This is a genomic window from Enterobacter cloacae complex sp. SHL001 (assembly GCF_049236825.1).
In the GTDB taxonomy this organism is placed as follows: domain Bacteria; phylum Pseudomonadota; class Gammaproteobacteria; order Enterobacterales; family Enterobacteriaceae; genus Enterobacter; species Enterobacter hormaechei_C.
Genome location: NZ_JBMKIP010000001.1, coordinates 1125648 through 1141558 on the forward strand (window position 1 = coordinate 1125648; position 15911 = coordinate 1141558).

General features: G+C 58.5%; 9 protein-coding genes. 2 read left to right on the forward strand and 7 right to left on the reverse strand.

The features are described 5' to 3' along the window. Positions 1 to 23 precede the first annotated feature (23 nt). From ACOTYH_RS05495 to phoB, 7 genes are all read right to left on the reverse strand, one after another. The gene (locus tag ACOTYH_RS05495) at positions 24 to 1403 is read right to left on the reverse strand and encodes a DUF3999 domain-containing protein (RefSeq protein WP_040117263.1); all 1380 of its coding nucleotides are present in this window, start codon (positions 1401 to 1403) and stop codon (positions 24 to 26) included. Beyond that, a complete protein-coding gene (locus ACOTYH_RS05500; protein ID WP_421637597.1) occupies positions 1400 to 4009 on the reverse strand; it encodes a DUF2339 domain-containing protein in 2610 nt (869 codons plus the stop codon). The genes ACOTYH_RS05495 and ACOTYH_RS05500 overlap by 4 nt, the downstream gene beginning before the upstream one ends. Positions 4010 to 4100: 91 nt before the next feature. Then, entirely contained in the window at positions 4101 to 5918 is a 1818-nt protein-coding gene (gene malZ / locus ACOTYH_RS05505) for a maltodextrin glucosidase (RefSeq protein WP_421637598.1), read from the reverse strand. 163 nt (positions 5919 to 6081) lie between these two features. Next, a complete protein-coding gene (gene proY, locus ACOTYH_RS05510) occupies positions 6082 to 7455 on the reverse strand; it encodes a proline-specific permease ProY (protein ID WP_017383160.1) in 1374 nt (457 codons plus the stop codon). Positions 7456 to 7536: 81 nt separating this feature from the next. Next, a complete protein-coding gene (gene brnQ / locus ACOTYH_RS05515) occupies positions 7537 to 8856 on the reverse strand; it encodes a branched-chain amino acid transporter carrier protein BrnQ (protein ID WP_003859118.1) in 1320 nt (439 codons plus the stop codon). A 409-nt stretch (positions 8857 to 9265) separates the two neighbouring features. Beyond that, positions 9266 to 10561, reverse strand: a complete 1296-nt coding sequence (gene phoR, locus ACOTYH_RS05520) for a phosphate regulon sensor histidine kinase PhoR (protein WP_421637599.1) — start codon at positions 10559 to 10561, stop codon at positions 9266 to 9268. Between the two features lie 21 nt (positions 10562 to 10582). Then, on the reverse strand, positions 10583 to 11272 hold the full coding sequence (gene phoB, locus ACOTYH_RS05525; RefSeq protein WP_023303179.1) for a phosphate response regulator transcription factor PhoB: 690 nt from the start codon (positions 11270 to 11272) through the stop codon (positions 10583 to 10585). Between the two features lie 187 nt (positions 11273 to 11459). Between phoB and sbcD the strand changes: the two genes are divergently transcribed. Then, entirely contained in the window at positions 11460 to 12665 is a 1206-nt protein-coding gene (gene sbcD, locus ACOTYH_RS05530) for an exonuclease subunit SbcD (RefSeq protein ID WP_017694432.1), read from the forward strand. Next, complete coding sequence (sbcC, locus tag ACOTYH_RS05535; protein WP_234095050.1) at positions 12662 to 15793, forward strand: exonuclease subunit SbcC; 3132 nt, start codon at positions 12662 to 12664, stop codon at positions 15791 to 15793. Before sbcD ends, sbcC begins: the two co-directional genes overlap by 4 nt. Positions 15794 to 15911: the final 118 nt, after the last annotated feature.

Here is a 15911-nt window from a genome sequence, read left to right on the forward strand (position 1 = left end):
GAATACGCGGGTTTTTTTATGGCTTATGCTGCGCCGTCTTTTTTTACCTCGCGCCAGATGCGCCATGCCATACCCGCAAGCACCATCACCCCCGCAATCAGTACGCCCCAGACCATCAGCGTTTTCATTCTGCTTTCCTGCTCAGCCGCAGACGTCGCGGTTAAACGCGCCTCGCCACCCAGCGGGACAGGTTCCAGCGTATCCGCCATCGGCAGGGCTGCCAGATCGTAGGTTTTACGCAGTTCGGTCGGGATCAGCATATCCGTCTCCACGCTCGCCGGTTTCGCAGCCCCGTTCCCCCACGCGAGCAGGTACGGCCCCTTCCCCTGCGCGTTAAACACCAGATCGTAGCGCACGCGTTGCCCGGTCACGCCAGGCAGGTTCTCAGGCAAACGCGCATTGAGGGTCTTGATTTTTACCGCCTCGACCAGTCCGCCAGGGAGCGGAACAGGTTCAGACGTTTTGCCGCCGAGCTGGTAGATCACCTCTTTTTTCAGCGTATGCCACCGATCCTTATCCGCCTCCCGCCAGGCTATTTCTGCCGGGAGAACACCGTCGCCATTCAGCATGAAGCCGATCGCACTCAGAGGCTGCGGATGTTTCCAGCGCCACACGGCTTCGCTTTCGGATAACCGCTCCCCCTCTCCCGCCAGGCTAATGTGCTCAGATTCCGGCTGTTCAGTCGCGTTAATCGCGTTGACGCCGGTTAACGTCAGGGCAGAACGCCCCGTGTTCAGCACCAGCAGCAGATAACGATTCGCCTCAGGCGATAACACCAGATCGGTATCGATGCGGTCGAGCTTCAGGCGATCCTGTCCACTCATCACGTCCAGCAGGGGCATCTCTTCGCGCAGGGTATACCAGTTTTTCAGATCCTCGCTGTAATAGACCGATGCCGTCCCCTGCCACGAACCCTGCGGCGTGTCCCAGAAAAGCTGGAGCTGAGAAAGCGGAACCTCCGTCGCGTTTTCCGGCAGGGTCAGCAGATAGTGCTGTCCGGCAGCCGCCGCGTGTTGCCCTTCCAGCACAATTTCCACGCCGTTTCTGGCCCGTAGCATAATTTTATCGCCGCTGTCCTCTTCTCCGCCCGGCGAGGCGTTAAGCGCAAAGAGGCGCAGCGCCGTGGTGGTCGGTGCCGGCTGCGGACGCGTCGTGGTAACCAGGCTGAACGGTACCGGCTCGCCCGACTGATTAAACACGCGCACGTCGCGCAGATCGGGCGATGTGCTCTGCTGATAAACCGCCAGCGGCAGCATGACCCGATACCACGGCGAAGAGGCAGAGGTATCAAGGGACAGGCCATAGGCATAATCCCGCGGGGATTCCGCTGGCGCGCCCTCGCAGAATGCCGGACCGGCCACGGCCAGCAGTGCCGCACAAACAACCGCGTTCATCCATTTCATTTTTCTTCTCCTGCCTTAGGCGGTAGCGGCGAGAAATAGCCCACAATCAGGACCAGGATCGCCACGCCAATAAACGCGACGGCGCGCGCCAGGCCGCCACCGCCCGCGCTGTCCACCAGCATCAGTTTGAGCATGACCACCCCCAGTAGCGCCGCACCGCCAAGCCACTGCTGACGGGAGGCGTGACGGGTGGCGCGGATCATGACCACCAGCGCGCACAACATCCAGAACAGGGCAAAGGTGGTCTGGATAAGCCGCGAATGCCACAACGACTCCCAATTCCAGGCCACCTCGCCGTACCACGCCAGCGCGCGCAGCAATGCGCCGTTAAGCCACCAGAAACCCAGGGCCATCAGCACAACGGCGGGCCACGGACGGGACTGCGCAAGCGATGCCGGATAGTAGCGATCCACTTCCCGATAAAACACCACCAACCCCAGCAGCGCGAACGCCGCCCCTTCCTCAAGCGGGTTCACCAGCGGCAGCCATGTCTGTTGATAGACCACACCGTCCTGCAAATTGGTCACGACCAGCAATACCACCAGCGCCACAACCACAGGGATCGCGGCAAGGCAGGCGTAGAGCGCAGGCCATACCCGGAACGGCCACCCGCGACGCCGTACGGCCGCGGAGAGCGCCATAATCACCCCACCGCCAACAGCCATCGCAATGCCGCTTCCCCAGGCCGCCATGCCCCACGGCAGGGAGCGGGCAAACCAGTAAAGCTCGGCGGCTATGGCGAGTAAAATCATCCACACCAGCGACAGATGCAGCCCCATTGAGATGCGCGGCAGAAGTTTATCTTCGTCGCGCCGCAGCAGCATCAGGGCGGCAGGCAGCGCAATAGCCCAGGCCAGATTTGCCCAGCCGGCCGCCAGGATTTGCTGTTGCCAGATCTGATACAGCACCATCAGCAGCATCACCGGCCATAGCAGCCATTTGCTGGCATCCAGCTTCCGCCACGCCAGACGAGCGGCAGCCTGCCGCCATCCCCAGGCCGACGCCGCCGTCAGCGCCATTACGCCTGCCAGAACCGATAACTCCTGCTTCAGGAACAGCTGCGACGCGCCCAGCAGCGCCACTAACCAGAACAGCAGCCCACCGGCCAGCAATGCCCAACTGCCCGGCTGTGCGATTTTCTGCCACAGCCAGGCCGCAGCCAGCCAGCAAAGACTGAGCACTGCGAAAATAAGCAGCAGGCTCAACGAGGTGACGCCGTCCATTTGCGCCCATATCGCGCTGCCGAGCGCCAGCACCAGCAGCGCCGTCCCGCTATAGCTCATGCGCCGCTGCTGCTGTTGCACGCCCAGCCAGAGAATACCCAGCCCTTCCAGCGCCCAGGCCATCGCCGTCCAGCGCGCTGAAAGCGCCAGCGGAATGGCAAGCGTGGCAAACCCGCCGCCGATCGCCAGCGCCGCCATAACCAGTGGCCGCCCGACAGACGGATAGCGTCGCAGTGCGAGAAACGCCAGTGAGAGATAAAACGCACCATAGCCCAGCGCGCTGAGCGCCGGGCCGTACGTCCAGTGAGACGTCATGCCATACTGCATCCCAAAACCAATCAGCGGCGGAGCAAACAGCAGTGCGCCGTCAATAATCTGTTTGCCTTTTTCCTGCGCCCGCAGCGACAGCGCCACGCTAAACACGCCAAAAATAAGCGTATTGGCAATCAGGAACAGCTGACAGATAGCATAGTCTTCAGGCTGGTAGTCGCTCAGCCCCCATACCCCGCCAACGCCAAACGTGAAGAGCAGCCCGAGCAGGTTGAGCTCGCGCCAGTGCTGCCAGATGCTGATGGCGAGAATGCCGATGGAAAGCAGGAGATAGAAGGAGAACAGCGCCACAAAGCTGCCGCCTCCGGTAGACAACAGCAGCGGCGCAAGGTATCCGCCGAGGCTCGCCAGCATGGCAAGGCTCAGCGCCTTTTGCAGCACGGCCAGCCCGACGCTCGCCGCGCAAATCACCACCAGCAGCGCAAACGCCAGCGTCATCGGCAGCATTTGCCACAGCCGGAATGCGCCAAAGACGGTCAGATAAAGCACGCCGGTCGCCCCGCCCTGGAGGATCAGCGCGTAGATCCGCTGCCTGTGCCGCAGCCGCCATCCAACGGCCAGCAGAACCATGGCAAACAGCGCCGTGGCGGCAAGACGCAGCTCAAGCGGAAACAGTGAATGTTCAACGGTATAGCGCAGCAGGAAAGAGAGGCCGAGGAAGAGCAGTACAATCCCCAGTTTTGCCAGCGGATTGCCCTGCATGAACCAGCGCGTCAGCGAGGACAGGATGCCGCCAAAGGCGGAAGGCCGTTTTGCCGCCGGTACAAGCGCTGGTTCTGCTTCAGTGACGGGCGGTTCGGGACGCCAGGGATCGACAGGTGCGGTAACGGCTTCTGCCACCGACGCTGGCGTCTCCACCGGCGCGGCGGTCTGCACCGGCTCCGGCGCTTTCTCAGTGACACCGCGCTGCTCAAGCGCCTCAATGCGCTGGCGAAGCCGGGCGATCTCCTGCCGCGCCGCCGTGCTTCGGTTAAAACCTATCACCGCGAGCACGGGTGCCACGACCAGCGCAAAAACCAGGAACAAACAGCCAAGGATGTAAAGCTCGTCCATGTTTCCACCTTCACCGTAAACGATCCGCTAAGATTGACACAAATCGTTGCATTTGCGCCATCTTAAAAGGTGAAAACCATTCTGCTTGCGCTTAGCTGCCGAACCAGACCGCAGCGGAGATCGCGGGCAGCGTGAGCACGCTCTCCTGGAACGTCGCTTTACCCTCTTTGATCTTCCACGTTTTACCGGCCAGCAGCGGTGAATCTTCCAGCACCACTTCACACGCCTCGCCCCGGTTGATCGCCACCAGCACGCGCTGCTGGTTATAGACGCGGACAAACACCACTACGTTATCGTGGGCGTACATCACCTGACAGCCCCCGTAGCGCAGGGCCTGACTCTGCCTGCGCAGCGTCGCCATACGCTGGTAAAGGCTGAACAGATCCTGATCCTGTTTTTCACTCTCCCACGGGAAGGTTTTACGGCAGAACGGATCGTTATTCCCCTCCAGCCCCACTTCATCGCCATAGTAGATGCAGGGTACGCCCGGCCAGGTAAAGAGCCAGGTCACCGCCAGCGGCAGACGCGCCACATCTTTACCCAGCAATGATTTAAAGCGCGCGGTATCATGGCTGTCGAGCTGGTTAAACATCCGCAGCTGCTGCTGATGCGACAGGCCAGCGCGATAGTTTTCCATCCACGCCATGCAGGTTTCGGCGTCGATATGCTGCGGATCGTAAGAGATATCGGTGTTAGCGAGGAAACCCCACAGCGGGAAGGTGAAGCCGCGATAGTTCATCGCCGCGTCTTCTGCATCAGCCTGCAACCACTGACGCGCGTCGCCAAAGTGCTCCCCGAAGACGAATGCTTCCGACCGGACCGCTTTTGCCGACCGGGTAATGGCGGCGACATGCTGAAGGTTATTCCGCGCCCCGCCTGCTTCACCCAGCATATGCACCACGTCCAGCCGCCAGCCGTCCATGCTCCACGGCGCTTTCAGCCAGTGGCGCACGATGCTGTCGTCGCCGCCGTAGATCTCATTCACCAGCGATGGCGACTGGAAATCGAGCTTCGGCAGGCTCGGGTAGCCCAGCCAGTCCAGGGCGCGGCCATTCTCATCAAAACTGTACCAGTCACGCTGCGGTGAGTCCGGATTATGGCATGCGCCGCTCATCGACTGATTATGACGGTCAAACCACGCGTGAGAATCACCGCTGTGATTGAACACGCCATCAAGGATCAGGCGCATACCCTCTTTTTGCGTGTTGTGCCGCAGCCGCAGCAGCGCCTCGTCACCGCCAAACTGCTCGTCAACGTGGCGATAATCCTGCGTATCGTATTTGTGCACGCTTGGCGCTTTAAACACCGGGTTCAGGTACAGCGCCGTGACGCCGAGCGTTTTCAGGTACGGCAGTTTTTCGCTGATACCGTCGAGATCGCCGCCGTAAAAGGTCGATCCCCCCGCCTGGGCGGTCAGCGGCTCGTCCCATTTTTTCAGAATGATGTCGTGACCGACCGAATGATGGTAATAAACCTTGTCCTGATCGGCGGTGCGCTTTTCGCTGCGCGCAAAGCGGTCCGGGAAAATCTGGTAAAAGACCTGATCGTTAACCCACTGCGGGCCGTTATCCGGGTGATCCACGGCAAACTGCTCCAGCCGGGCCGGAGGAAAACGGCTGAAGCCCTGCGGGGTAAACCACAGCTGCCGGTCGTTCCACAGCAGCTTGAAGCCGTAGCGGCGACGCGGCTGCCCGCTACGCAAATCGATATTTGCCCGCCACGCCGTGACGCCCGGCTGCGGCTGGCTGCGCACTTTGTGCATTTTCAGCGACGTTTCTTCGTTATCCACTTCGGCGCGCAGGGTCACGCGTTCAGGCTGATTGTCCCCTGCCAGCCAGAGCGTAATCACAAGGTTGTCTTTGTTTTGCTTAACAAATGGGGCAACCGGAAGGTGCCAGGCGTTTAACATCACGAATCCCCTTTGATGAAATTGACGTCACCTTGCCACAGGGTGATTAAAGATAGCTCATCGTGTTCGGGATTATTGGGGGAGGAGAACGGAGGAGGAGATTTTTTCCAGGGCAAAAGGGAGTGTAGGCCGGGTAAGCGCAGCGCCACCCGGCATTTTTACCTTACTGTGCTTCCGCCAGCTGACGATCGCGGCGACATTTAAACATCCAGCCCACCAGCAGCAGGACGATCCACGCGAAGCCCACGTACAGGGAAATACGGGTATCCGGGTGATAACCAATCAGGCCAATGATGAAGACCAGGAAGATGAGACCGACAATGGTCGTTGGCACGCCGCCCGGCACTTTAAACTTCAGCGCTTTGGCCTCTTCTGGCGACAGGCGGCGACGGAACGCAATCTGCGACAGCAGGATCATGATCCACACCCACACCGTCGCAAAGGTCGCCAGTGACGCAATCACCAGGAAGACGTTCTCCGGCATGATGTAATTCAGGTAAACCGAGAACAGCAGCGCCACGGTCATGACCAGCACCGTTACCCACGGGGTGCCGCGACGCGACGTTTTGGCAAACACCTTCGGCGCACTGCCCTGCTCCGCCATGCCGTGCAGCATACGACCCACGCCGAACACGTCACTGTTGATGGCCGACAGCGAGGCGGTCAGTACCACAAAGTTGAGAATGCTGGCGGCAAACGCAATGCCCATATGCTGGAAAGTCAGGACAAACGGGCTGCCGTTGGTGCCCACCTGGTTCCACGGGTAGATGGACATAATCACAAACAACGTGCCCACGTAGAACACCAGGATACGCATCGGCACCGAGTTGATGGCGCGCGGAATGGACTTCTCCGGATCTTTCGCTTCCCCGGCGGTGATGCCGATAATCTCAATACCGCCATAGGCGAACATGACCATCTGGAGCGACATGACCATCCCGAGCCAGCCGTTGCTGAAGAAGCCGCCGTTGCTCCACAGGTTATGGATGCCGGTTGGCTGCCCACCGTTGCCGATACCCCAGATGATGATGCCGAAACCGGCGAGGATCATGATAATAATGGTCGCGACCTTGAAGAAGGAGAACCAGAACTCCAGCTCGCCAAACACCTTCACGCTCATCAGGTTGACGGCGCAGATGATCAGCACCACGCTCAGTACCCAGATCCAGTGCGGCACGGCGGGGAACCAGACCCCCATATAGATGCCAAACGCCGTCACATCGGCAATGGCGACAATCAGGATTTCAAAGCAGTAGGTCCAGCCGGTGATAAACCCGGCCAGCGGGCCTAAGTTTTCTTGTGCGTAGCGGGAGAAGGAACTGGCAGAGGGGTTGTGAACCGACATCTCCCCCAGCGCACGCATGATGATATAGGCCGCCACGCCGCCGATGATGTAGGCCAGCAGAACGCTTGGACCGGCCATTTTGATGGCATCTGCCGAGCCATAAAAAAGACCGGTGCCGATAGCCGAGCCCAGCGCCATAAAGCGGATGTGGCGGGTGCTCAATCCACGTTTAAGTTTGTTAGTGCTTTCCATTAAAATCTTGCCATTCAACACGAAAAAAACAAAAAACCACGGGGCCTTAAGCCCCGTGGTTAAACAATTTGTTGCCGTTGATTAATGGGCGTTGGATGTCACCTGACGCCCTGCCGCACGGTCCCAGATAATCGCCAGAACCAGCGCTACAACGGAAGGCATCAGCCAGGCCAGGCCCTGCTCGGACAGCGGCAGACGCTGTGTCCAGGCTGGCAGGATTTCTGCAAATGCTGATGCTTTGATCCCGTCAAGGATACCAAAAATCAGGCTGATAAACATGGCCGGCGCAATAATTCGCGTCGAGTTATGCCACCACGGGCGGGTGAAGCTCAGCACCACCAGCACGATACATGGCGGATAGATCGCCGTCAGCACCGGAATTGACACCTGAATCAGGTGGCTCAGACCGAGGTTTGACACCGCCATGGAGAAGATGCCAAGGATAAACACCAGCGTGCGGTATGAGAGCGGCAGATACTGAGCGAAGAACTCCGCGCAGGCGCAGGTCAGACCCACCGCCGTCACCAGACAGGCCAGGAAAATCAGCGCCGCCAGCAGCATGCTGCCTGCACCACCAAAGGTATGCTGCACGTAAGCATGCAGGATCGCCGCGCCGTTTGCGCTCTGATCGACCAGCGTTGCGCTATCTGAACCCAGACGGAACAGCGCCAGATACAGCAGCGTCAGGCCGACACCGGCCATCAGGCCAGCCCAGATGGTGTAGCGAGTCAGCAGGCGCGCTTCGGTCACCCCGCGGGAACGCGCGGCGTTAACGATAACGATACCAAACACCATCGCACCGAGCGTATCCATTGTCAGATAGCCGTTCACGAAACCGTTTGAGAACGCCGCGTTCTGATAAGCGTCCATCGCGGAGCTGATGGGCCCCGCAGGCCAGACGATGGCCGCAACCGCCAGCACGATCAGCGCCACAATTTTCAGCGGAGCCAGGAAGTTACCCACGGTATCCAGCAGTTTGCCGGGATAGAGAGAAACCAGAATCACGATGGCGAAGTAAATGAGGCTGTAAATAAACAGCGGCATCGCGCCGTCACCGGTCAGCGGGGCGATACCCACTTCAAAGGAGACGGTCGCCGTACGTGGGGTCGCGAACAGCGGGCCAACGGCCAGATAGCAGACGGTTGCCAGCAGAACGCCAGCCACTTTGCCAATCGGGGTGCTGAGGCTGTCCACACCGCCACCGACTTTCGCCAGCGCGATAACGGTCAGTACCGGCAGGCCCACGGCAGTAAGCAGGAAGCCAAACGCAGCCGTCCAGACGTGTTCACCCGCCTGTAAGCCAACCATTGGAGGAAAAATGATGTTACCTGCGCCAACGAACAGCGCAAATGTCATAAAGCCCAGCGCGATAATGTCACGCGATTTCAAGTGATGGGTCATAAAACCTTACTGCCTGTGGATGTGGTGTTGAATACGTTGAGATTTTCGCCATCCCTCACGGGACGATACAGCGGAAAATTTGCTCAATTTCAGCGGGATATGCTCCCGTCCTGGCGTGGCGAAGAATAGTTTTTCGATTTACCACGCAAATACAGTCGGTCTGACAGTATATGGGGGGCAATTTAAACGCTTATAACGTTTAAAGGCAAGAAGGGATCGTAAAACCAGAACAATATGCCAGCATGAAAATTCAGACCAAAATAATATGCCATGTATAAGAAAAACTCATGGCTAATCATGCGAACAAAAAAGCACCAGCCGTATAATATTCATCCGCGTTTCGCTTGACTGCAAAGCAAACGGGCCAGCAATCGCTGGCCCGTGGAAAGGTAGCCTGACACATCTGCCGTCAGGCGCTTTTTTTGGCAATTAATCGTTCCGGAATCACGAAGCTAAAGCGCGTGCCCTTACCCAGGGTGCTTTCGATATTGAGCTGGCTTTCGTGGTGGCTGACGGCATGCTTCACAATTGCCAGTCCCAGTCCGCTCCCGCCGGTCTGCCGCGAGCGCGCCTTATCCACCCGGTAGAATCGTTCGGTGAGACGCGGGAGGTGCTCGGGCCCAATCCCCGGCCCGTTGTCCTCGACGCTAAACTCAGCGCCCGCCGGGGTATGCTGCCAGCACACCGCGATATGCGTCCCTTTCGGGGTATGATTCACGGCGTTATAGACCAGGTTTGAGATAGCGCTTCGCAGCTCATCTTCACTGCCGAGCACTTTCAGCGTGTTATCAACGTCAAAACTCAGGGTGTGCTGATTATGACTCAGCGTTTGGGCTTCGCGCTCCACCACCCGCAGCATCATCGGCACATCAATGATGTCGTTTAGCGCCAGCGACGGGGCAGCCTCAATCTTTGAAAGCGTCAGCAGCTGTTTGACCAGCCCTTCCATGCGGAACGTCTGCTCCCGCATGGTATGCAGTGCTTTCTCACGCGGCGCCCCCTCAAGCGTTTGCTCCTGCATCATCTCCAGGTAGCCCTGAAGCACCGTCAACGGCGTACGCAGCTCGTGGCTGACGTTGGCAAAGAAGTTACGTCTCGCGCCCTCAAGCTGGTGCATCTGGGTAACGTCCCGCGCTACCATCAGCCACTGCCGATCGCTGTAGGGCATCACGCGGATTTCCAGATGGCGACCGTTATTGAGCTTCAGATTGTGCGGGCGCGAAAAATCCCGCTTTTTCAGATACAGCGTGAACTCGGGATAACGCAGAAGGTTCAGGATGTTCTGACCATTATCATCCGGCCAGCGCAGGCCCAGCAGCTGTTGCGCGAGGCCATTACACCAGAAGATTGTCCCTTCTTCTGTCGTCAGGATCACCGCGTCCGGCAGCGACTCCGCACCGCTACGAAAGCGTTTGATCAGGCTTCCCAGCTCACGACGGCGCTTTTTGTTACGCATCTGCATCTGGTGCAGGCCGTAGAGTAGCGGTTCCCAGCTCCCGCTTCCCGGCGGGGGTGTCATACTTCTGTCGACCCACAGCCACCAGGAGAGACGCAGTAAATTCCAGAAATGCCAGACGAGCAATCCCGTCACGGCCACCAGTAAAAACCACGGCAGATAGCCAAAGATAGCCCCCAGAATGAGGGCCGGAATGCAGCATAAGATCAGTTCAAAGACGAGCCTTTTCCATGACAGACGTTCCAGCACGCGTCACACTCCTGTCATTGTTCAGAAACGGGTCGAGAAGCGATAACCCGTGCCGCGGACCGTCTGTACCATGCGATCGTGGCCGCTCAGTTCCAGTGCTTTACGCAGGCGGCGAATATGGACGTCAACCGTTCGGTCTTCGACATAGACGTTAGTTCCCCAGACGTTATTCAGCAACTGTTCGCGGCTGTAAACGCGCTCCGGGTGGGTCATAAAGAAGTGCAGGAGTTTAAATTCGGTCGGTCCCATATCGAGGGGATTTTCACCGGTCATGACCCGGTGTGAGGTAGGATCCAGGCTCAGCCCCTGCATCACAATCACCTCTTCCACCGCCATCGGTGAAATACGGCGCATCACGGCTTTGATACGCGCCACCAGCTCTTTCGGGGAGAACGGTTTAGTGATGTAATCGTCCGCGCCGGTTTCCAGACCGCGCACGCGATCCTCTTCCTCGCCGCGCGCCGTCAGCATTACCACCGGGATATCGCGGGTCATCGCCTCGCGTTTGATATGCTTGATAAACTGCAATCCGGAACCGCCAGGCAGCATCCAGTCCAGCAGGATCAGATCGGGCCAGGGTTCATTCAGCTGGTTCACCGCGCTGTCATAATCTTCCGCTTCAACCGGCTGGAAGCCATTTTGTTCAAGCACGAAGCACACCATTTCACGGATCGGAGCTTCATCTTCTACGACCAGAATACGTCTCGCCATACTTTGCCCTGTCTTATCGTATTTAAGTTACAAGTCTGTAATGCGGCGTCATTATGCGTCAGATTTATGACAGATTTATGAAAAACATTACCACTATAAATAGCAAACTGTTGTTTTATTACAGCGGTTATTTTCCGTTCCCCGAACGTTTATAATCCTGCTTTCTTATTATTGCCACGGATCTTTTATGCGCATACTTCACACCTCAGACTGGCACCTGGGTCAAAATTTTTACAGCAAAAGCCGCGCCGCGGAACATGAAGCGTTCCTGAACTGGCTGCTGGAGACGGCTCAGGCTCACGAGGTGGACGCGATTATTGTGGCGGGCGACATTTTTGATACCGGATCGCCGCCGAGCTATGCGCGTGAGCTGTACAACCGTTTTGTGGTCAACCTCCAGCAAACCGGTTGTCACCTGGTGATTGTGGCCGGAAACCATGACTCGGTGGCGACGCTGAATGAATCCCGCGATATTCTGGCGTTCCTCAATACCACCGTGGTGGCCAGCGCCGGACACGCGCCGCAGATCCTGAAAAAACGCGACGGCACGCCGGGCGCAGTGCTGTGCCCAATTCCGTTTTTACGCCCGCGCGATATCGTGCAAAGCCAGGCAGGTCTGTCCGGCAGCGAAAAACAGCAGCATCTGTTGCAGGCCATCACCCGCTATTATCACCAGCAACATACGGAAGCCTGCGCCCTGCGCGGCGATCAGGCCATTCCGATCATTGCCACCGGGCACCTCACCACCGTCGGAGCCAGTAAGAGTGATGCGGTGCGCGAGATCTATATCGGTACGCTGGACGCGTTTCCGGCGCAAAACTTCCCCCCCGCCGACTACATTGCCCTCGGGCATATTCACCGGGCGCAGATCATCGGCGGCTGCGAGCATATCCGCTACTGCGGCTCGCCCATTTCGCTCAGTTTTGACGAAACGGGCAAGGCCAAATCCGTGCATCTGGTGAGCTTCACCGGAGGCAAACTCAGCGCCGTTGAGACGCTTGAGGTGCCGGTCACCCAGCCGCTGGCGGTGCTGAAAGGCGATCTGGCCGCCATTACCGCTCAGCTTGAGCAGTGGCGCGGCGCAGCGCTTAATCCCCCCGTCTGGCTCGATATCGAAATCACCACCGACGACTACCTGTACGATATGCAGCGTAAAATACAGACGCTGACGGAAGACCTTCCCGTGGAGGTGCTGCTGGTACGCCGCAGCCGCGAGCAGCGCGAGAAAATACTGCTCAACGCCCAGCGTGAAACGCTTAGCGAACTTCGGGTTGAAGAGGTGTTCGCGCGGCGGCTTGCGCATGAAGAGGTGGACGAGGCCAGACGCACCAGGCTTAACGAGCTGTTTGCCCAGACCCTGCATTCCCTCCATGACGAGGACGAAAACGCATGAAAATTCTGAGCCTGCGTCTGAAAAATCTGAATTCGCTAAAGGGTGAGTGGAAAATTGATTTCACCGCGGAGCCGTTCGCCAGCAACGGGCTGTTTGCCATCACCGGCGCAACCGGCGCGGGTAAAACCACGCTGCTGGATGCCATCTGCCTGGCGCTTTACCACGAAACGCCGCGTCTTAATAAGGTCTCTCAGGCGCAAAACGACCTGATGACGCGCGATACCGCCGAATGCCTGGCGGAAGTAGAATTTGAGGTCAAAGGTGTTGCTTATCGCGCTTTCTGGAGCCAGAACCGCGCCCGCAACCAGCCGGACGGGAACTTACAGGCACCGCGCGTTGAGCTGGCCCGCTGCGAAGACGGCAAAATTCTGGCCGACAAAGTCACGGATAAGCTGGAACAAACCGCCACGCTTACCGGGCTGGACTATGGTCGCTTTACCCGTTCGATGTTGCTCTCTCAGGGGCAGTTTGCCGCCTTCCTGAATGCTAAACCGAGCGATCGCGCAGAGCTGCTGGAGGAACTGACCGGCACGGAAATTTACGGCCAGATTTCCGCCATGGTTTTTGAAAAACACAAAGCGGCACGTAACGCGCTGGAGATGTGCGAAGCGCAGGCCGCAGGGGTTGTGCTGCTGAGCGAGGAACAGCAGCAGCACTTGCAGCAAAGTTTGCAGGCACTTACTGACGAAGAAAAAGTCCTGCTGGCACAGCAGCAAAGCCAACAGAAAGATTTTCAGTGGCTTACGCGTAACGACGAACTGATACGTGAGCAGCAGCGTTCAGCCGCTTCGCAGCAGCAGGCGCAACAGGCTCTGACAGACGCCGCGCCCCAACTGGCGAAACTCCAGCTGGCGCAGCCCGCCGCCCAGCTACGTCCGCTATGGGAGTATCAGCAGGAGCAGACCACCCGCCTGGCGCAGACAACAGAGCGAATTGTTGAAGTAAATACTCGCTTACTCGACAGAGCGGTGCAGCGCTCGCGTATTCGCAACGGTGCACTGCGCAACCGTGAACAGTTGCAGACAGAGCACAAGGTACTGACGCAGTGGCTGACCGAACACGATCGTTTCCGTCAGTGGGGGCAGGAAATTGCCGGCTGGCGGGCGCATTTTACGCAACTGGGTCGCGATAAAAATCAGCTTGTTGCCCAGTCAGCGCGCATGGCTGAGCTTCGTCAGAAGCTGGCTGAGATGCCTGAAAGTAGGTTGACGCTGACGGCTGAGGATCTCGCGACGGCAATGGAGCAACAGGCACAGTCGCGGGCGCTCCGCCAGCGTCTGACAGCGCTTCACGCTCGCTTTCAGCCGCTGCAAAAACGGCTGCGCCAGAATGCGGAAAGCGTGCAGAAAGCGCAGGCTGAGCAGGCTAAGCTCAATGAAACGCTGATCCTGCGGCGTCAGCAGTTCAAAGAGAAAAATCAGCACTATGCTGACCTGAAAGCGCTCTGTGAGCGTGAGGCGACAATCAAGGATCTTGAGAACTATCGTGCACAGCTCGAAGCGGGTAAGCCTTGCCCGCTCTGCGGTTCACGCGAACATCCGGCAGTTGTGCAGTATCAGGCGCTTGAACTGACTGACAATCAGCGCCGCCGCGACGCGCTGGAGAAAGAGGTTGCTGCGCTAAAAGAGGAAGGATTGCTGGTGCTCGGGCAGGTGAATGCGCTGACCCAGCAGATCCAGCGCGAGACTGAGGAAGCACAGGCTCTCTCTGAGGAAGAGCAAGCACTCACTAAAGAGTGGCTGGAGGTCTGCGCCTCCCTGAACATAGCGCTGAATATTCAGGCTGATATTGCCCCCTGGATGAGCGAACAGGAACAGTATGAACGCCAGCTGTATCAGCTCAGCCAGCGTCTGACGCTGCAAAACCAGCTCAATGAACAGGAAGGTCAGGCGCGCCAGTACCAGCAGCAGCTGACGGCGACGCGTCAGGCGCTGGCGGCCTCGTTACAATCGCTGTCGCTTAGCGTGCCCGATGAAGGGGCTGAAAGCGCCTGGCTGAGCGCGCGCGAAAGCGAATATACCCTGTGGCAGGAAAAACAGGCCCAGCACGGTACGATTCAGGAAGGTATTAACGCCCTGATGCCCATTCTGGAGACGCTGCCGGTTACCAATGATGCAGAAGCCGACGCGGTTATCCCTGAGAACTGGCGCGGCATCCACGACGAATGCGTGTCGCTGCAAAGTCAGCTCACCACCCTACAGCAACAGGAGACGCTTGAGCGTGAACGGCTCCAGCAATCACAGGCTCAGTTCAACGCCGCGCTGACCGCGAGCTGCTTTGCCGATCGGGACGCATTTCTCTCCGCCCTGCTGGATGAAACGTCGATCCACCAGCTTGAACAACAAAAGCAGACGCTGGAAAACCAGCTCCAGCAGGCCACGGCGCTTTCGGTGCAGGCAAGCCAGCAGCTTCAGGCGCATCAGGCACAGCGCCCCGAGGGGCTGGAAACCGATGCCGCAACGCTTCAGGCGCAGTTACACCAGCTGGCGCAACAGCTTCGGGACAACACCACGCATCAGGGGGAGATCCGCCAGCAGCTCAAACAGGACGCCGATAACCGTCTGCACCAGCAGGCGCTTATGCAGCAGATTGAGGAGGCGGCGCGTCAGGCCGACGACTGGGGCTATCTCAACGCGCTGATAGGCTCCAGCACCGGCGATAAATTCCGTAAATTCGCCCAGGGGCTGACGCTGGATAATCTGGTGTGGCTTGCCAACCAGCAACTCAACCGTCTGCATGGCCGCTATCTGCTTCAGCGTAAAGCCAGCGACGCGCTGGAGCTGGAAGTGGTCGATACCTGGCAGGCCGATGCGGTACGCGATACCCGTACCCTTTCCGGCGGGGAGAGTTTCCTGGTCAGTCTGGCGCTGGCTCTAGCGCTTTCCGATCTGGTCAGTCACAAAACGCGCATTGACTCGCTGTTCCTGGATGAAGGATTCGGCACGCTCGACAGCGAAACGCTGGACACCGCGCTGGACGCGCTCGACGCGCTGAACGCCACCGGGAAAACTATCGGCGTGATCAGCCACGTAGAGGCAATGAAAGAGCGCATTCCGGTGCAGATCAAAGTGAAGAAGATCAACGGGCTGGGATATAGCAGGCTGGACAGGGAGTTTGCGGTGCAGTAAATGGGGGATGATGCGCTCTGGTGCCCTCACCCTGGCCCTCTCCCTGTGGGCTGAGAGTTCCCCACAAAATAATGCCTGCACAGACGGCCCCCTCTCCCTTGAGGGAGAGGGCTGGGGT